The organism is Flavobacterium aquiphilum (assembly GCF_027111335.1).
GTDB lineage: Bacteria > Bacteroidota > Bacteroidia > Flavobacteriales > Flavobacteriaceae > Flavobacterium > Flavobacterium aquiphilum.
Genome location: NZ_CP114288.1, coordinates 501,914 through 519,325, shown reverse-complemented (window position 1 = coordinate 519,325; position 17,412 = coordinate 501,914). Strand labels below are relative to the sequence as shown.

17 protein-coding genes and 1 pseudogene are annotated in these 17,412 nt (G+C 32.9%); 7 read left to right on the top strand and 11 right to left on the bottom strand.

The annotated features are described in order from the left end of the window. Window positions 1-78: 78 nt before the first annotated feature. Together OZP12_RS02050 and OZP12_RS02045 are read right to left on the bottom strand one after the other, a co-directional pair. Window positions 79-774: an ABC transporter ATP-binding protein gene (locus OZP12_RS02050; RefSeq protein ID WP_281227397.1), complete on the bottom strand. Its 696-nt coding sequence runs from the start codon at window positions 772-774 to the stop codon at window positions 79-81. 58 nt (window positions 775-832) lie between these two features. Further along, window positions 833-2,296, bottom strand: a complete 1,464-nt coding sequence (locus tag OZP12_RS02045; RefSeq protein ID WP_281227396.1) for a DUF5687 family protein — start codon at window positions 2,294-2,296, stop codon at window positions 833-835. A 133-nt stretch (window positions 2,297-2,429) separates the two neighbouring features. Here OZP12_RS02045 and OZP12_RS02040 point away from each other — a divergent pair, with 133 nt between their 5' ends. Continuing rightward, window positions 2,430-3,482, top strand: a complete 1,053-nt coding sequence (locus OZP12_RS02040; protein ID WP_281227395.1) for a ferredoxin--NADP reductase — start codon at window positions 2,430-2,432, stop codon at window positions 3,480-3,482. A gap of 136 nt (window positions 3,483-3,618) precedes the next feature. Then, window positions 3,619-4,038 (top strand): hypothetical protein, encoded by a 420-nt coding sequence (locus tag OZP12_RS02035; protein WP_281227394.1) that lies wholly within the window; start codon window positions 3,619-3,621, stop codon window positions 4,036-4,038. Between the two features lie 61 nt (window positions 4,039-4,099). On the opposite strand, the gene OZP12_RS02030 is transcribed toward OZP12_RS02035, so the two are convergent. Then, complete coding sequence (locus OZP12_RS02030; protein ID WP_281227393.1) at window positions 4,100-5,110, bottom strand: glycosyltransferase family 9 protein; 1,011 nt, start codon at window positions 5,108-5,110, stop codon at window positions 4,100-4,102. A gap of 46 nt (window positions 5,111-5,156) precedes the next feature. After that, window positions 5,157-5,762, bottom strand: a complete 606-nt coding sequence (locus tag OZP12_RS02025; protein WP_281227392.1) for a DUF4254 domain-containing protein — start codon at window positions 5,760-5,762, stop codon at window positions 5,157-5,159. A gap of 90 nt (window positions 5,763-5,852) precedes the next feature. Between OZP12_RS02025 and upp the strand changes: the two genes are divergently transcribed. Further along, a complete protein-coding gene (gene upp / locus OZP12_RS02020; RefSeq protein WP_281227391.1) occupies window positions 5,853-6,506 on the top strand; it encodes a uracil phosphoribosyltransferase in 654 nt (217 codons plus the stop codon). Here upp and OZP12_RS02015 read toward each other — a convergent pair. After that, the gene (locus OZP12_RS02015; RefSeq protein ID WP_281227390.1) at window positions 6,501-7,430 is read right to left on the bottom strand and encodes a DUF6427 family protein; all 930 of its coding nucleotides are present in this window, start codon (window positions 7,428-7,430) and stop codon (window positions 6,501-6,503) included. The genes upp and OZP12_RS02015 overlap by 6 nt on opposite strands. A gap of 144 nt (window positions 7,431-7,574) precedes the next feature. Between OZP12_RS02015 and OZP12_RS02010 the strand changes: the two genes are divergently transcribed. Continuing rightward, complete coding sequence (locus tag OZP12_RS02010; protein ID WP_268848392.1) at window positions 7,575-7,805, top strand: DUF6341 family protein; 231 nt, start codon at window positions 7,575-7,577, stop codon at window positions 7,803-7,805. Between the two features lie 68 nt (window positions 7,806-7,873). Here the strand turns inward: OZP12_RS02010 and purD are convergent, their stop codons facing one another. Further along, entirely contained in the window at window positions 7,874-9,148 is a 1,275-nt protein-coding gene (gene purD, locus OZP12_RS02005) for a phosphoribosylamine--glycine ligase (protein ID WP_281227389.1), read from the bottom strand. A 152-nt stretch (window positions 9,149-9,300) separates the two neighbouring features. On the opposite strand from purD, the gene OZP12_RS02000 reads away from it, so the two are divergent. Together OZP12_RS02000 and OZP12_RS01995 are read left to right on the top strand one after the other, a co-directional pair. After that, a complete protein-coding gene (locus OZP12_RS02000; protein WP_281227388.1) occupies window positions 9,301-10,611 on the top strand; it encodes a phenylacetate--CoA ligase family protein in 1,311 nt (436 codons plus the stop codon). Window positions 10,612-10,757: 146 nt separating this feature from the next. Further along, on the top strand, window positions 10,758-11,285 hold the full coding sequence (locus OZP12_RS01995) for an ORF6N domain-containing protein (protein WP_281227387.1): 528 nt from the start codon (window positions 10,758-10,760) through the stop codon (window positions 11,283-11,285). A gap of 3 nt (window positions 11,286-11,288) precedes the next feature. On the opposite strand, the gene OZP12_RS01990 is transcribed toward OZP12_RS01995, so the two are convergent. The 3 genes and pseudogenes from OZP12_RS01990 to OZP12_RS01980 form a co-directional block, all read right to left on the bottom strand. Continuing rightward, the gene (locus OZP12_RS01990) at window positions 11,289-12,059 is read right to left on the bottom strand and encodes a glycosyltransferase family 2 protein (protein ID WP_281227386.1); all 771 of its coding nucleotides are present in this window, start codon (window positions 12,057-12,059) and stop codon (window positions 11,289-11,291) included. Between the two features lies 1 nt (window position 12,060). After that, a pseudogene (locus OZP12_RS01985) lies at window positions 12,061-12,708 on the bottom strand (sugar transferase); the annotation flags it as partial. Window positions 12,709-12,821: 113 nt separating this feature from the next. Then, a complete protein-coding gene (locus OZP12_RS01980; RefSeq protein ID WP_281227385.1) occupies window positions 12,822-13,805 on the bottom strand; it encodes a UDP-glucuronic acid decarboxylase family protein in 984 nt (327 codons plus the stop codon). A gap of 208 nt (window positions 13,806-14,013) precedes the next feature. Here OZP12_RS01980 and OZP12_RS01975 point away from each other — a divergent pair, with 208 nt between their 5' ends. Beyond that, complete coding sequence (locus tag OZP12_RS01975; RefSeq protein WP_281227384.1) at window positions 14,014-15,090, top strand: glycosyltransferase; 1,077 nt, start codon at window positions 14,014-14,016, stop codon at window positions 15,088-15,090. On the opposite strand, the gene OZP12_RS01970 is transcribed toward OZP12_RS01975, so the two are convergent. Beyond that, window positions 15,058-16,362 carry an O-antigen ligase family protein gene (locus tag OZP12_RS01970; protein WP_281227383.1) on the bottom strand — a complete coding sequence of 435 codons (1,305 nt, stop codon included), beginning with the start codon at window positions 16,360-16,362 and terminating at the stop codon, window positions 15,058-15,060. The two genes, OZP12_RS01975 and OZP12_RS01970, sit on opposite strands and share 33 nt — an antisense overlap. After that, a complete protein-coding gene (locus tag OZP12_RS01965; RefSeq protein WP_281227382.1) occupies window positions 16,334-17,398 on the bottom strand; it encodes a hypothetical protein in 1,065 nt (354 codons plus the stop codon). The genes OZP12_RS01970 and OZP12_RS01965 overlap by 29 nt, the downstream gene beginning before the upstream one ends. Window positions 17,399-17,412 lie beyond the last annotated feature (14 nt).

Here is a 17,412-nt window from a genome sequence, read left to right as displayed (position 1 = left end):
TTAAAGCATTAAACTGTTTTAAGACAGCATTTAGTATAATGACTTGTAAAAATACGTTTCTTTTTGAAATATATAAATTTAAACTGCAAAAAACAATTCCAATTCCTGAAGTGTTTCCTTCGAAGTTGCCATGTCTTTGACCAATTCACCCTTATTCAGTGCAACGATTCTGTCGCAAACATCTACCGTATGTTGTAAATCATGGCTGGAAACTAAAATCGTAATATTAGGATTATCGGACAATTCTTTGATGATTTTTTTCAACCTATTAACAGTAGTTGGATCCAAATTAGCAAAAGGCTCATCCAAAATAATTACCTCAGGATTTCCAATCAGCGTGGCAATTATTCCCACTTTCTTTTGGTTTCCTTTGGATAAATCGCGTAAATATTTTTTATTTTTAAGGATTTCACCATTAAAAAATTCTTCATGTTGAGCTAATAACAGATCGACATCAGCTTTGTTTTGACCTCTTAAATCACCTATGAAATAAAAGTATTCTTCAGGAGTCAGATAACCAATCAAAAAACTTTCGTCCAGAAAAGAAGCCGTAAAAGGTTTCCAATCCTCACTCGCATTCACCTGAATTTCATTGTTTAAAATTTGTCCTGTTGAGGGCTGAATTAAATCCAACAACAAACTAAAAAAAGTTGTTTTTCCTGCTCCGTTGTTACCCACTAATCCAAAACTTTGGCCTTTTGGAATTTCCAATGATTCTATATTCAATACAGTAATCCCATTATATTGTTTAGAAAGATTTTTTACTTGTATCATGGTTATTTTTGATTTTAGATTGTTGAATTTAGATTTTTGACATTGCCATTGACATTAACTATTGTTTTTGCTTGTAAGCCTCAATGGTTTTGTACTTCTCCTTTTTATAAATTTTTTCTATTAATGAAAAAACAGAACTTCTAAACATAAATCCCAATACTCCTGCTAACGCCACAAAAGCCAAGCCCAATTTCGGATTCATTATAAAGGACCCTAACCAATATAAAAGCACTGGTAAAAGTAATTTGGGTAAAGACAGAAGCATCGTATTTACATTAAAGCTTTTTTTGTCACCAAAAGCTCCTTTTGACATCGATAAATCTATTGGCGTCTTTGTAAAAGCCCCTCCCAGTAAAACCAAATGTGAATTCACTCCTATATTATAAATAGCTCCAGCAACAACTGTTAGATAAACTTGCCATCCAAAATACAAATAAAAGGAAGCCAAAACAGTCGAAACAACTGTTCCAATAACAATGAGCCACCATTTAGAATTCAAATACCCTCGATATGGAACATTTTGTGTCATCATCAACTGATAATACGAACTGTCCCAACTTGGAACGAACTGACCAAAAGTGAATAAAAAACCGCCCGAAACAAAAATCCCGGCAAAAATTTTCATCACTTCCGGTTGATGAGAATTAGCATTAAAAAAAATCAATCCGTAAAATAAAAACAAAATACTAAGCCCAATGGTAGTTTTCGAGCGTTTATTTCTTTTGATTAATTTAATGTCATTTTTCAAAAACGTACCCAATGTCCCAAACTGGTTTAGCCAAGTTAAATTCTCGGTTCTAGCAATATCATTTTTGGCAGACAATCCTGCATCCAAATACAAATCACCCTTTAAATAATTGTATGTCCAAAAGTACAATCCCATCAATGCCAAAACCGGTATCATAAAAGCCCATTTGGTATGAAATAAAGCTTCAAAAAACGGATAAACATAATTGGTAATATCAAAAAGCTTATAATACTGACATCCTCCTAAAGTTAGGATAATGGCCAGGAAAATCCCCAATAAACTGTCTTTGTTATTCAACAGAATATTTAAAAAATTATTGATATAAACCAATGCGAAAAGACCTGTTCCCCAAATCAATACACTAATTATGTCATATCCTTCATATATTAAAACAGCACAAAAAGGAAGAAAGAAAAAAGCATGTACTAAGTTAAAAAAAGACAACATTGTTTTCCCTAATGAAAAATGTACAATCGTTGGCCTTTTAAATGGCATAGTCAACAATGGCCGAATATTCATAACCGGAATTGCCTGTAACAAAAGTCGAACAACCAAATCCATTAAAAAATAATAGACCAGAAATTTATTTACTGTTACAAGTGGTTCCAATTTCATTTCCTTAAGAATATAAAAAGTCCCTATTCCCATTGCCAAAAAAACTAATGTGAAATACAGGATTAGAAATCCCATTAAAATTTTCAAAGCCAAATTCTGGGCAAACGAAGCAGATCTAGTAAAGGATTTCCATTCGAGATAAATAAATTTTGTTAACATGGTTTTTATTTTGGTTTGCAAATTAGTAATGTAAAGTAGGAAAATGTTACAAAATATGCTCAAATAAACCTGAATTATATCAAATTCTTTTAATCCTCAATACTTTTATTACTTTTGCAAAAAAAATATTCCTATGCCGTCCTTTCTAAAATTGATTGTAAAAGAAGTGAAACACGAAACCAAAGATGCGGTTTCGATACTTTTTAATGTCCCTGAAGAATTAAAACCGAATTATACTTTCATAGCAGGTCAATATGTAAATTTACGTTTAACATTGGACAATACCGAAATTCGTCGTGCTTATTCCATTTGTTCAGCTCCTGGGAGCGGGGAATTGCGAATCGCAGTTAAAGCCGTAAAGGATGGTGTTTTTTCACAATTTGCAAATAACCAATTAAAAGCAGGAGACGTCCTTGAAGTGGGAAAACCTGAAGGGAAATTTATTTTTGAACCCGAAATTGACCGTCAAAAAAATTATATCGCTTTTGCGGCAGGAAGTGGAATAACACCTGTTTTATCCATTCTGAAAACAGTACTTAAAAACGAACCGAAAAGTTCATTTGTATTGGTTTACGGAAATAAATCACCGGAACAAACCATTTTTCATCAAGAGCTACACGATTTACACCTGCAATATACCGGTCGTCTTTTTGTACATTATGTGTACAGCCAAGCTAATGTTGAAAACGCTTTATTTGGACGAATCGACAAAGCCGCTGTAAATTATGCGTTGAATAACAAACACGCTTCATTGGAATTTGACAAATTCTATTTATGTGGTCCCGAAGATATGATTAACACTGTTTCAAGTGTTTTGAAAGAAAAAAATGTAAAGGAATCAGCTATAAAATTTGAGCTTTTTACTGCTTCTTCACAGGAACATACCATCAAACAATCCTTGGATGGGCATTCCAAAATAACTGTTATGGTTGATGATGAAGAAACCAGTTTTGAAATGTCACAAAAACAAACTATTCTTGATGCAGCTCTTAAACAAGGAATTGATGCTCCATATTCCTGTCAAGGAGGTATCTGCAGTAGTTGTTTGGCACGCGTTACCGAAGGTGCCGCCGAAATGAAGAAAAACTCAATCCTATCGGATTCCGAAATTGAAGAAGGCCTAATTCTGACTTGTCAAGCACATCCTACCACACCAACAATACGGGTAGATTATGATGATGTTTAATAGTATAAATAACTGCAAAAACTTCTCTGAAAAGAGGAGTTTTTTTTATTTTAAAAATATCTTAATTTTTAGTAAATTAGTAAAGTAATTATTTTGGATCCCATTTGATAATATACTAACTAATATACCAAATACCATGAAAATACTTCACTACATCCATCTTCATTTTATTTTACTTTTTGTAATAACTGCTTTTTTATGTACTCTCGTTTTAATTCAGATAACAAGAAACAAGAAAAAACCAAAACTACTCACACAGGAAAAATATCAATCAACAATGCCTGGTAAAATGTCCGAAATAAAAAACTCAGACTCGACGATTTTTAATATTTGGCCCTATGTAAATCAACTAAAAACGACCAAGATTATATCACATAAAATTAAAGAACGAGACTTGATTCATAAAGTTTATAGAGATTCAACAGAAGAATACGAACACATTCTGCTTTCTACTGAAAAAGAGAATAATTTTGTTGTAATTGTTGCTGATAAAAAGAAAAAGAAAATAATGGGGTATTACCTTAATCAGCAAGGAGAATATAACTTAGTGGCTTAAAAATAATCACTTGTTAAAAAATAAAAGCATTATACTTTTGTGGTATAATACTTTTATTTTTTTAATTTAATTCTGAGTTAATTTTAGAAACTACCTCTTGCACCGTAATCGTTCGCATAACATCATCATAGCCTTCCACTTTTTTATTACCGTAAACTGATGTTGGCAATTTTGGATATAAATTCCTATCCGAAACCAAAGCATTTGTCAAAGGTTGATTAAAAGGTGAAAATCCAGCATATGGATGTGTTGCGCCCCAAAGCGTAATTACTTTTACACCAAGCATCGCCGCGATATGAGCATTACCGGAATCCATAGAAAGCATAACATTAAGATTGCTGATAAGCTGCAATTCCTGCTGAAATTTGATCTTCCCAGCCATATTAATGACATTTTCTTTACCAGAACTCAATGTATTCAAAACTTCGACTTCTTTTTTTCCTCCGCCAAAAAGCAAAATAGTGTTATTTTGATCTAATGCTAAAATGTCAATCACTTCTTGCATCAAATCCATAGGATATACTTTGGAATCGTATTGTGCAAAAGGTGCTATCCCAATCAATTTTTGGTGTGAATTGCCAATTATATTCAGGATTTCAGAATCTAAAATAGCTTTCTGAGGAAATATTGGATTGGCTAAATTTATCGAAAAACCGAGTTCCTCAAACACTTTGACGTGTCTTTCAAACATGGTTGTCAACGGCTTAAAAATTTTGTTTTCTGGACGAGTCAAAGCTTTTTTCTCTTCCCTTCCTTTGTCAACCGAGGCTATTTTTTTTCCGCTAACAACAAAAAGTGTCCGAACCACTTTCGAACGCAAGACATTATGCAAATCGGCAAAAGCGTCGATCTTTAATGCTTTCAAATCCTGGAACAATCTAAATAATCCCAAAGAACCTTTATGCCTTACTTTTTCATCAAAAGCAAAAAAAGAAAGATTTGGAATACCCTCAAAAAAAGGTTTGAAAAAAGGTCTTGAAACTACAGTAATTTTTACTTCAGGATACTGATTTACAAAAGCGCGTAAAACAGGAACCGTCATGGCGACATCTCCCATTGCGGATAGTCTCATGACGGCTATATGTTTTATTCTTGGAGACAAATTCGTTCCCAAAAAATTATTTTTTATTTTGATACAATACAGGATTCAATTCATCATCATTGTACATTTTCATTTGCTTGTACACTTTCATGAATTTATCACCATTTTCAATATCTTTCAATAAATCATCAATCGCTGTTGACAAATCGGATCTTTGTTCCAACAGAACGTTCAATTTAGCCTGGCATTTATCTCTATGATCTTGTGTAGCTTCAGCACGTGTAGCTTCCTCGTTCATGTGATAAATTTTCAAAGCCAAAATAGACAATCTGTCAAATGCCCAGGCAGGACTTTCTGAATTGATTTTAGCATTGTCCTTAACCACAACATTGCTGTATTTTTGAAGAAAATAACTGTCGATATATTCAACCATATCTGTACGTTCCTGATTCGAAGCGTCTATTCTTCTTTTCAATGTCAAAGCCGCAACCGGGTCAATATTTGGATCACGAATAATATCTTCAAAATGCCATTGCACCGTGTCAATCCAGTTTTTTAGATATAACAAATGCTCAAATTTTTCTTTTGGATAAGGATTATTTATAGGTTGATCCACATTATCAAATTGATGATAATCTATTATACTTTGCTCAAATACTTTATAAGCTAATTGTGAAAACATATCTTTTATGATTTTAAAAATACAAAGATACTTTTTATACTTTTGATAGTGTAAAAAAAATCCACAAATTAAATTCTTAACAACAACTCCATGGATATTCATTATTTATCAGAAAAAAACAGTGTTCTAAATCACTTTTTAGGTCAAATTCGGAATGTCAATATCCAAAAAGACAGTATGCGGTTCCGTCGAAATATTGAACGAATTGGAGAAATTATGGCTTATGAAATGAGCCAAAGTTTTCATTACAAAGATGTTGAAATAACAACTCCTCTCGGTGTTAAAAAAACAACCGAAATTGCCGATCAGCTGGTTATATGTTCCATTTTAAGGGCAGGACTTGGGTTACATCAAGGCTTTTTGAACTATTTTGACAATGCCGAAAATGGTTTTATTTCAGCCTACAGGCACCATCCAAATCATGATGATTTCTTTGATATATTAGTAGAATACCAAGCCATTGCCGACATTAACGGTAAAAATGTTTTGCTAGTTGATCCAATGTTGGCTACTGGACAATCTTTGGTAGCAGTTTTTAATAAACTGATGGAAAGAGGTACTCCAAAAGAAATCCACATAGCTGTAATTATTGCCGCTCCTGAAGGCATTTCATACCTTAAAGAAAACTTGCCTGATTCCTGTCATCTTTGGGTTGGTTCTTTGGATGAAAAACTTAATGACAAATCCTATATTGTCCCAGGACTTGGAGATGCCGGAGATTTAGCCTACGGCGATAAATTATAACTGTGAAAAGAAAGTAAAAAGGCTGCAAGCCAAAAGCACGTACAAAACGATTTCCTCTTTTAATTGTGGTTTTGATAGTTCAATGTGTGATGTAGCCATTATTGACAAAGGTGCAAAAGTAAAAATCAATAATTCGTTGCTTTTATGATCAGATAAAACAAATACAAAAACTCCAATAAAAAACGAAGCTATTATTTTTTTATACGATGAAAGCAATACTAATGGCCTACTGGATAAAGTTGAAAACATAGATATCACGAAAAACAATGCAACTGTCGCATAAATAGAAAATGCCGCATTTTGATAATTATTGGTAAAATAATCAAGGCTCAAACTAATTTGACTTTTCTCCTGCAAAAAAGCAATACTATGAAAATCAAAAATTAAAGAGCACAAAACAAACAATATTGTTACCGCAAAAAGAGCAATAAAAGGAATAACCCAGTTTCTATAATCCCTCGAAACGTGAAATACTACTGATATAAAAACCAAAACTATATATAAAATACTCCAAAACTGAAATAAAGATGCTACAAAAATCCACAATGACGCATCAAAAAGTTTTTCTTTTGTTTCTTTCAAAGTCTGCAAAGAAACAAGCCTCCTAATCGCCAAGAGAACAAAAAAATTGGCAAGAATCAGATTTGTGTTATTTAATAAATCCGGAAAGAAGAGCAGAAATAAAAAATAAAAAAAAGCGGTGTATGTGCTGTCTCTGCTGAGTCCGTTGCGTTTTGAAACAAAACTGGAAAGGAAAATAGTAGCCAGTAAAACCAACAATAATCCTACACTTTTAAGAATGGAAAAAATTGAATTTGTCCAAGAAACATCATGGATTTGATATAGAAAAAAGAAAACCAGCATTAAAATAACCACCAAAGAAAAATTTAATGGTGTAGATTTTTTAAAAACACTTGTTATCATAAGGATATTTTATACTTTTGTGACTGTAAATATAATACTTGTTTAAAAAGGAAAGGGACAAGATTAAAAAAGATTCAGTCGAAATTTGTTTTTTAGTCGTCTATATTCCGAAATCAAAAATAATAAAATAAAAAGAGATAAATTATGACATCATTTTTTGAAGGAATACAATACTTATTTGTAAACATTTTATTCGCTCCTTTAGACTTTTTACGTTCATTAGAGCTTAAAACATGGTTTGGTGCCAATACTATCAACTGGATCTTTATGATTATTTGTGCAGTTGCTATCGTTTATTGGGTTAAACAATTGAAAATCTATGAAGAAAAAGGAGAAGAAAATCAAGATACTACTGCTCATTCTTTTTTAGGATAACAATCAAACCAAATATAAACCAAAACACGAATTGAAATTATTTATTCAATTCGTGTTTTTTTATTTGTTTAGATTAAATCGAAACCGATATCTTTTCTAAAATACATTTTTTCAAAATGCAGCTGATCTACATTTTTGTATGATTTACTCAAGGCTTCCTGGAAATTATCTCCATAAGAAGTAATTGCCATTACTCTTCCTCCATTTGTTACTACGTTACCGTTGTCCAATTTGGTTCCCGCATGAAAAACGATAGAATCGGTAATTTTTTCAAATCCGGTAATTACTTTTCCTTTTTCAAAATCTTCAGGATATCCACCAGAAACAATCATAACAGTAGTTGCGCTTCTTTCGTCAACTTCCAAATTGAATTCGCCTAATTTTTCATTGGCCACAGCCAAAAACAACTCCACTAAATCCGATTTTAATCTTGGAACAACCACTTCGGTTTCCGGATCTCCCATTCTCACGTTATATTCGATAACTAATGGTTCATTGTTAACATTAATCAATCCGATAAAAACGAAACCTTTGTACGGAATTCCGTCTTTTTGCAAACCAGCGATAGTAGGTTTTACAATACGTGTTTCAATTTTTTCCATCAAAACAGCATCCACATAAGGAACCGGAGAAACAGCTCCCATTCCACCTGTATTCAATCCTGTATCTCCTTCACCAATTCGTTTATAATCTTTGGCTGTTGGCAAAATTTTGTAGCTTTTCCCGTCTGTCAAAACAAAACAACTCAATTCGATTCCGTCGAGAAACTCTTCGATAACCACTTTGGCACTAGCGGCACCAAATTTTTGGTTCACTAGCATATTTCTTAATTCCGTTTTGGCTTCCGCCAGATCCTGAATAATCAAAACCCCTTTTCCTGCTGCTAATCCATCAGCTTTTAAAACATAAGGAGGTTGTAACGTTTCTAGAAATTCACATCCTTTTTCTACAGTTTCAGCAGTAAAACTATCATAAGCAGCCGTTGGAATGTTGTGTTTCATCAAAAATTCTTTGGCAAACTCCTTGCTTCCTTCCAATGTTGCTCCAATTTTTGAAGGTCCAATTACCGGAATATCTTTTAAAGCCTGATCGTTTAGGAAAAAATCATAAACTCCTTTCACCAAAGGATCTTCCGGCCCAACCACAACCATTTCAATATTTTCTTTGATTACCAATGCTTTTATGGCTCCAAAATCAGTGGCACTGATGTCAATGTTTTTTGCAATTTGAGCAGTTCCGGCATTTCCCGGAGCTACAAAAAGTGTGTCGCAAAGCGGGCTTTGAATCATTTTCCATGCAAAAGCATGCTCTCTTCCTCCTGATCCTAATAGTAAAATATTCATGGTATGTGTTTTTTTGTTGAAAAGCTGTCTTTTGACAGACGGTGCAAAAATAATTTCTTTTGAACTTAAAAAATAATTATCTGTCAAAAAGTTGTAACTAAATCATCAATAGTTGTGGCTAAATAGTATTTTTGAGAAAATTTACTGCCGCAATGTTTAAAATATTCGACTTAACACTCAAATTAAACGGATTTCCAATGCAGGAAGCCAAAGCCGAATTGCAGCGAATTATTGCCATTCCTGAGGAAGAATTCAGCTCTTTTATTGAACAAAAAAAAGTGGAAATTGTCGATTTTCACTTAAACAATAATCCTTTTTACAAAGAATTAGTCGGAACTGAATCTTTAAAAAACTGGTCGGATTTACCTATTTTGAACAAAACAAACCTGCAGAAACCTTTAGCAGAAAGGCTTTCTTTGGGTTACAATGAAAAATCAGTTTACCTTAACAAAACATCTGGTTCCAGTGGGCATCCTTTTGTGTTTGCCAAAGATAAATTTTGCCATGCCTTGACTTGGGCATCTAATATTTATCGTTTTGGTTGGTTTGGAATTGATTTTAACCATTCGTGTCAAGCTCGTTTTTATGGAATTCCGTTGGATTTTATTGGAAACAAAAAAGAACGGTTCAAGGATTTTTTAAGTCATCGCTATCGGTTTTCGATATTCAATTTATCTGATAAAGTTTTGGAAGGCTTTTTAAATGATTTCAAAAACAAAAAATTCGATTATATCAATGGTTATACCAGTTCGATTGTTTTGTTTGCCAAATTTTTGAAGAAAAAAAATATTGTTTTAAAGGACATCTGCCCTACTTTGAAAGTATGCATGGTTACTTCCGAAATGCTTTTTGAAGAAGATAAACTCCTCTTGGAAAAGCAATTTGGCATTCCTATTGTCAATGAATATGGGGCTTCAGAATTAGACTTAATTGCTTTTCAAAATCCTCAGGGAGAATGGCAAGTCAATTCAGAGACGTTGTTTGTAGAAATTTTGGACGAAAATAATCAGGCTGTTCCCAATGGAACTCCTGGGAGAATTGTCATTACTTCACTTTTTAATAAAGCACATCCTTTCATCCGATACGATATTGGCGATATTGGCATTTTGGACGAAAAAAGCACTTTGAAAAAACCAATTCTCAAAAAGTTAATTGGCAGGACCAATGATGTAGCTATCTTACCAAGCGGGAAAAAATCACCTGGATTGACTTTTTATTATGTGACCAAAAGTATCATTGAAGACGACGGAAACGTAAAAGAATTTGTCATCAAACAAATGAAGATAAACGCATTTGAAGTGGAATATGTGAGTGATTCAGAACTTAATGAGGAACAAATCGAAAAAATAAATCAAGCTGTTTCGCTTTATCTGGAACCCAATTTACACTTTACTTTCAATCGAAAAACCGCATTGGAAAGAAACAATCGTGGAAAATTGAAACAATTTACTTCTTTTTTGTAATGTAAATAAATTCGTATATTAGTTTTTTTTAATTTAAAATGAAGGTCGCAAATTGCGACTTCCAAATTCAATCTTGAAGTCACAAATTGTGACTTCAAAATATTTAAGGTCGCAGTTTGCGACCTTAAAGAAATAAAAATATAATAATGGAAAACGAAATACTACTTTCAGAAGAATTGATTTCTAACAAAATCTATTTCATTCGAAACCAAAAAGTTATGTTAGATAGAGATTTAGCATCACTTTATGGAATTGAGACCAAAGTTTTAAATCAAGCTGTAAAAAGAAATATATCCAGATTTCCTGAAGATTTTATGTTTGAACTTAATAAATCAGAGTTTGAAAATTGGAGGTCACAATTTGTGACTTCCAATTCAGATAAGATGGGTTTACGCCATTTACCTTCTGTTTTCACCGAACACGGAGTTTTGATGTTATCTAGTGTTCTAAAAAGCGATAAAGCCATTCAGACGAATATCCAGATCATGCGTATTTTTACGAAAGTGAGAAAAATGCTTTTGGATACTACAGAAATTAAAGTTGATATTCTCCATATTCAGAAAAAGTTAGAAAACCATGATAAAAATATCGAATTGGTTTTTTCTTATCTGGATGAATTGACGGATAAAAAAGATACTGAACAACCAAGAACAAAAATTGGTTACAAAAAATAACTCCTAAATCTTCTTAACGTAAAGCGGTTTTATAATTAATTGGGTAAAAAGAAATCCAATCATAATAATCATTGAACTCACATAATTGAGACCGTGAAAACTCCTGTAAACAGCAAAATTATGTTTCAATAAATCAACTTTTGAAGCCGAAAGTGAATTGTTTCGAATTCGATAAAAAGCTAAACTTTCGGGAACGGGTTTCGCCTTTTTTATTTTTTTTAAAATAGTAAGCCAAACCATCCAATCCTGACGTTTACGGGTTGTAGAAATAGCTATTTTCCCAAAATAGTTTTTCTCATAAATCCCGGTAAGATTTCCAACATAGTTGCAAAAAAATAATTGACGATACGAAAGAGTTTTTGGCGCTTCTACCCTTTTGTTTAAGCGATTTCCAACCTCATCGATACATTCGTAGAAAGAGAATGTAAAATTGGCTTTATTGTCTTTTAAAAATTGAAGTTGTTTTTCCAGTTTTAAAGGTTTCCACAAATCATCAGCATCCAAAAAAGCGATATAATCTCCCTTAGCTTTTGATAAAGCCGTTTCTCTGGCGATTCCGGCACCTGAATTTTGATTCAGTTGAAAAAAAAGTATTCTTTTATCATTCTCTGCAAAATGCTGGACAATGGAAACTGTATCGTCTGTAGAGCAATCATCCACTATAATCATTTCCCAATTTTGATGCGTTTGATTTTGCGCCGAAAGAATCGTTTCAGCAATGAATTTCTCAGAGTTGAACGAAGGAGTTATTATAGACACATGAGATTTTACCATTCTAATACGCTTTCTGATCTCCTTTTAAAGTGTTATAAACAGTGCTAAAAATGATTTTTAGATCCAACAAAATAGACCATTTTTTCATATAAAAAATATCGTATCGCACTCTGTTTATAATGTCATTGTCAGACTCAACTTCACCTCGAAATCCTTTAGTTTGTGCCAAACCAGTAATCCCTGGCTTTATAAAATGGCGTACCATAAATTTATCAATCCGTTCCGCGTACATATTGGTATGGCTTACCATATGAGGCCTTGGTCCCACTACAGACATATCTCCCAACAAAACATTCAAAAATTGCGGTAATTCATCGATACTGGTTTTTCGGATAAACTTGCCTACTTTGGTAATTCGATTATCATTTTTAGAAACTTGTTCAATATCCGCCAATTCGTTTACTTCCATGGAACGGAACTTAAAACACTTAAATTCCTTGTTATTTAATCCATTTCTTTTTTGGACAAAAAAAACAGGACCTCTTGAATCCAATTTGATAATTATGGCCATGACAGGAATCAACCATGACAATACCCCTACTATTATCAATATTGAAAAAGTAATATCAAAAAGGCGCTTGATAATTTTATGAAAAAATTCATCAAGAGGAATTGTCCTTCTCAAAATTATTGGAATATAGCCCGTATATGTTCCCATTTTAGTTTTCATATGTGCAAAAGTTGTTTTTTAGCGGTCACATATGTTATCGCACTTAATTCATTGATTTTGTATGCGTAAAGTCTTTGTCAATAGCGATTTCACTAATTAATATACTTAGAAAAATCTTTATGTTCTTCTTTGGATAACTCTTCTTTGGATAACGATTTAAAATAATCGTAGGTAAGTTTCATTCCTTCCGCACGATTCACTTTGGCTTCCCAACCCAATAATTCTTTGGCTTTTGTTGTATCTGGCTGACGTTGCAACGGATCATTTATCGGTAAAGGACGATAAACCACTTTTTGGCTAGTTCCTGTCAATTTTATAATTTCTTCAGCAAAATCTTTGATAGTGATTTCGTCAGGATTCCCAATGTTTACCGGATACACATAATCAGAATGCAATAATCTGTAAATTCCTTCCACCTGATCGTCTACATAACAAAAAGAACGGGTTTGCATTCCATCACCAAAAATGGTCAAATCTTCGCCACGAATAGCCTGCCCGATAAACGCAGGAATTACACGTCCGTCATTGAGACGCATCCTTGGCCCATAAGTGTTGAAAATTCGGACTATTCGGGTTTCAACGCCATGAAAAGTATGATAAGCCATCGTGATAGATTCCTGAAAACGTTTAGCTTCATCATAAACTCCTCGAGGTCCAATCGTATTTACGTTTCCGTAGTATTCCTCTGTTTGTGGATGAACCAATGGATCACCATAGACCTCAGATGTTGAAGCGATAAGGATTCTAGCTTTTTTTACTCTTGCCAAACCTAATAAATTGTGAGTCCCTAATGAACCCACTTTCAAGGTCTGAATTGGAATTTTAAGATAATCTATAGGACTTGCCGGAGAAGCAAAATGTAGAATATAATCCAATTTTCCTGGAACATGCACAAACTTGGTAATATCGTGATGGTAAAACTCAAAATGTTCCAATTTGAACAAATGCTCAATATTTTTTAAATCACCTGTGATCAAATTATCCATTCCTATTACGTGATAACCTTCCTTGATAAAACGATCACATAAATGAGATCCTAAAAATCCTGCCGCCCCGGTGATGAGTACTCTTTTCATAACTGATATATTCTACTGTAATTGACTTTTGTGATATGGGCAAATGTACTAAAATATTTTGCCTTTTAATTTGCCTACAAATGATTAAAAGATGAAGATTTTTCTCTTTAACAAATTGCATTTAAAGACCATTTAAGCGTGAGTTCTTTCAAAAAATATGTATTTATCAATCTTTAATCTATTTTTGTTCCAATAAAAAAAGGCTAATTTGAAAGTTGTCCATATAATTGAAGCATTAGGAGGTGGTGTTTATACTTATTTCAATGATTTGTCCCATTATTTTGGAGACGATGAAATAGTAAAAGATCTATCTACTACAATTATTTATAGCGGAAACCGAAAAGAAATAGATCCCGAAAAAATTGAATCTGAGTTTTCAAAAGGAGTATCGCTGATAAAAATAAATATGGTTCGCGAAATTTCGCCTATTCAGGATTTTAAATCCATTATTCATTTGCGAAGCGAACTTCAAAAACTAAACCCCGATGTAGTCCATCTTCACTCTTCAAAAGCTGGTATTTTAGGTAGAATTGCTTGTTTTTTATTATTCAAAAGAAAGAAAATATTCTATACTCCACATGGTTATGCTTTTCTAAGGACTGATGTTTCAAATTTGACAAAAAAGATATATTGGTTCATCGAAAAAAGTTTCCAGCAATTATTTGGTGGATCCACAATTGCCTGTGGTGATACCGAATATCAAATAGCCAAAAAACTAGGAAAATCGTATTTAATACGAAACGGAATCAATTTAGAAGACGTTCAACAACAGTTTATACGAAGTCAAAATTCAACATTGACAATTGGTACTCTATCAAGAATATCCTCTCAAAAAAACCCAAAACTCTTCAATGCAATTGCCTTGCGTTTTCCTGAATATAATTTTGTTTGGATTGGTGACGGAGAATTAAATCATGAATTAACTGCCCCAAATATTAAAATTACAGGCTGGTTTATGGATAGGAATGAAGCATTAAAAAAACTGTCTTCCATCGATATTTACATCCAAACCTCACTTTGGGAAGGATTGCCTATAGCGCTTTTGGAAGCAATGGCTATGAAAAAACCTATTTTGGCAACCAATATTATCGGTAATAAAGACGTGGTTATTCCAAATGAAACTGGTTTTCTCTTTAATGAAATTGAAGAATTAGAATCTTATTTGGAATTATTAAAAGTCGACAAAACCCGAAATCAATTTGGCGAAAATGCTTATGAAAGATGTCATCAATTATTTGACAAAAACAAAAATTTAAAGGCTTTGGCTGTTCTTTATCAACAATGATTTTTGTTGCAACCAGTAACTCCCGAAAATTGAAATCCATAATCCGCTGAAAGCGATACCATCAAAACGCAGTAAAAAATCATCAGTAACATTGGACATGAAAAAAAGGAGAAAGAAAGAGAATACAAGTGCATTTTTTAAATCAAACCCCAAATAACCAATTGTAAAAATATAAAGCAATACCACCAAAGGCCCCACTATCCCAAATTTTATCAGAAAATCCAAAAATTGATTGTGCGTTGGGAATTCATATTTTGCCAAAAAATGTTGGTGCGTCTGCTTGTAATATTTGACTAATTCCAGTTTTCCGTCCGAAGCTCCCACTCCAAAAGGAAGGTTTTTCTTTGCCAATTCCCAACCCGATTTCCAAATAGAAATACGTGTAACAAGCGCATTGAATACTTTGGCTTCTGGATTTTTAATTTCATCCAGTTTCCCAACTTTATCCATATAAGCAAAAGTCACCGAAGAATATTTCTCTCTCATATAAGGATTGTTTTTGACAAAAATAAAAAGAACAGCACTCAACGTTATTGTCAAAACTGCCACGATTCTCAATATTTTTTTTAAACTATAATTACGAATCACTTCTGTCAAAAAAACTAAAATAAAACCAATCAATGCATTAAATAAGGCCATTCTTGTATTTACAAAAAGAACAAAGAAAAAAGAGAGAATAAAAATGATACTGTAACCCAATTTCAGCAACCATCTTTCTTGCAAGCGAAAAGTTTCAAAAACTAAAAACAGAGCTGAAATAGACACAAAAGCCAAATGCATATTCAAAGCCGGCGCATGAATTCCGATGCTGTTTGAAAAAGCATATCCCATCTCCCATAAGTCTTTTCCGTTCATATAATTCTGAATCAATTCGGGAAAATAAATGACAAATCGAAGGAAGAAAAAAAGGATAATAATTGTGGTTGTTATGCAATAATATCGAAGAATCTTCAAAAATTGAATTCGCTGATAATTTCCTAAAACAAACAACGGGAAAACAAGAAGCGAACTGTATTTCTCAAGTGATTTCAGACCTCTAATTAACGAATCATTGTTCCAAAACATGACGATTTCTAAAATCAAAGGAGAGGCAATAAGAAGTACCAAGACTAGCGATTGCTTGGTAAAATTCAGTTTTTTGATATAGAATAAATTAAAGACTGCAAACAATATTATCAGCAAAGTACATGGCTTTCTGAAAATCATCATAATGGCAATCAATGCCAAAAAAACGTTGATTGTTTTATTGAAGTTTTTTTCGGAAATGGTCATAATACAATGCGAAATAAATTAAAGGAAAAACACCAGTTTTATGTCGGACCGCCGAGCCTAAATCTGGTTCAAAAACGCCCTGAACAATAAAAAACGCAAACAAAATAAGTAAAATCCAAAGCTCTCTTTTATGCTTATCTCTTGTTTCAATACACTTGGAAAAACGAACCAAAAGAATGTAAAACAAGAAAAGTTGCCAGATTACAAAAAGTAATATTTGAGGTGAAAAAATATACTTTACTCCGTTGACGGGCACATTTACCGAGAAGAATCCATAAACAATACCAACCGTCTCCCCATACCAAGTGTCTGGTTTTATAGGAGATACTATCATTGAATTGGCATCTGCAGACCCCAATCGGTCACTATTAATCAATTCCCTACTTACTTCAGAAAAATAATGTCCCGAGACAATTCCGTAACACAATGACAAGAATATCGCAATTACTAATCCATAAAAAATAGTAGTCAAAGCTTTGCTCTTAAAATTTACCAAACTTGCACCATACATCCCAACCGCAATTATTGGGATAAGCACATAATATGGTCTGTAAAAAATACCAAAAAAAGTCAATAAAAGAAACGCTGAAAGTAAAACTGTACGTAACGAAATCTTTTTATTCTGAAATAAAAAAACAATCAGGGAAACATACGCAAAAGTGATAAATTCTTTGGAAGGCATCGACATAAAAATGGCAATCATCAGAATTCCAAAATAAACAATTACATTTTTTACATTTAGTTTTTCGAAATCAGTGGGAATTCCAATTTTATAAAGAACAAACATCAAAATCGGGAATTGAATCAGTCCAACTATCGGAAAAGGCAAATAGCGCAAACCGGTAATTTTATAAAACAATATCGTAAGTGGATAACTGCCAAAAAATCCAATTTCATTGCCTTTGTCAAATGCAATAATTACTGCATCGTAAAAAAAACGCTTCGGCAAAACATAAAATGCCAAAACAGTTACCAATAAATTGAGTACAAATAATACAATAAAAACGGCTGTACTTCTTTTTATTAACATTGGCATAATTATACTAAATG

What these genes read in the sequence shown, in the direction of transcription:
- OZP12_RS01970 (WP_281227383.1), bottom strand. Translation starts at nt 16,362, where the DNA reads ATGACCATTTCCGAAAAAAACTTCAATAAAACAATCAACGTTTTTTTG.
- OZP12_RS02010 (WP_268848392.1), top strand. Translation starts at nt 7,575, where the DNA reads ATGACATCATTTTTTGAAGGAATACAATACTTATTTGTAAACATTTTA.
- OZP12_RS02015 (WP_281227390.1), bottom strand. Translation starts at nt 7,430, where the DNA reads ATGATAACAAGTGTTTTTAAAAAATCTACACCATTAAATTTTTCTTTG.
- OZP12_RS02045 (WP_281227396.1), bottom strand. Translation starts at nt 2,296, where the DNA reads ATGTTAACAAAATTTATTTATCTCGAATGGAAATCCTTTACTAGATCT.
- upp (WP_281227391.1), top strand. Translation starts at nt 5,853, where the DNA reads ATGGATATTCATTATTTATCAGAAAAAAACAGTGTTCTAAATCACTTT.
- OZP12_RS02035 (WP_281227394.1), top strand. Translation starts at nt 3,619, where the DNA reads ATGAAAATACTTCACTACATCCATCTTCATTTTATTTTACTTTTTGTA.
- purD (WP_281227389.1), bottom strand. Translation starts at nt 9,148, where the DNA reads ATGAATATTTTACTATTAGGATCAGGAGGAAGAGAGCATGCTTTTGCA.
- OZP12_RS01995 (WP_281227387.1), top strand. Translation starts at nt 10,758, where the DNA reads ATGGAAAACGAAATACTACTTTCAGAAGAATTGATTTCTAACAAAATC.
- OZP12_RS02000 (WP_281227388.1), top strand. Translation starts at nt 9,301, where the DNA reads ATGTTTAAAATATTCGACTTAACACTCAAATTAAACGGATTTCCAATG.
- OZP12_RS02030 (WP_281227393.1), bottom strand. Translation starts at nt 5,110, where the DNA reads ATGAGACTATCCGCAATGGGAGATGTCGCCATGACGGTTCCTGTTTTA.
- OZP12_RS01990 (WP_281227386.1), bottom strand. Translation starts at nt 12,059, where the DNA reads ATGGTAAAATCTCATGTGTCTATAATAACTCCTTCGTTCAACTCTGAG.
- OZP12_RS01965 (WP_281227382.1), bottom strand. Translation starts at nt 17,398, where the DNA reads ATGCCAATGTTAATAAAAAGAAGTACAGCCGTTTTTATTGTATTATTT.
- OZP12_RS02025 (WP_281227392.1), bottom strand. Translation starts at nt 5,762, where the DNA reads ATGTTTTCACAATTAGCTTATAAAGTATTTGAGCAAAGTATAATAGAT.
- OZP12_RS02050 (WP_281227397.1), bottom strand. Translation starts at nt 774, where the DNA reads ATGATACAAGTAAAAAATCTTTCTAAACAATATAATGGGATTACTGTA.
- OZP12_RS01980 (WP_281227385.1), bottom strand. Translation starts at nt 13,805, where the DNA reads ATGAAAAGAGTACTCATCACCGGGGCGGCAGGATTTTTAGGATCTCAT.
- OZP12_RS02040 (WP_281227395.1), top strand. Translation starts at nt 2,430, where the DNA reads ATGCCGTCCTTTCTAAAATTGATTGTAAAAGAAGTGAAACACGAAACC.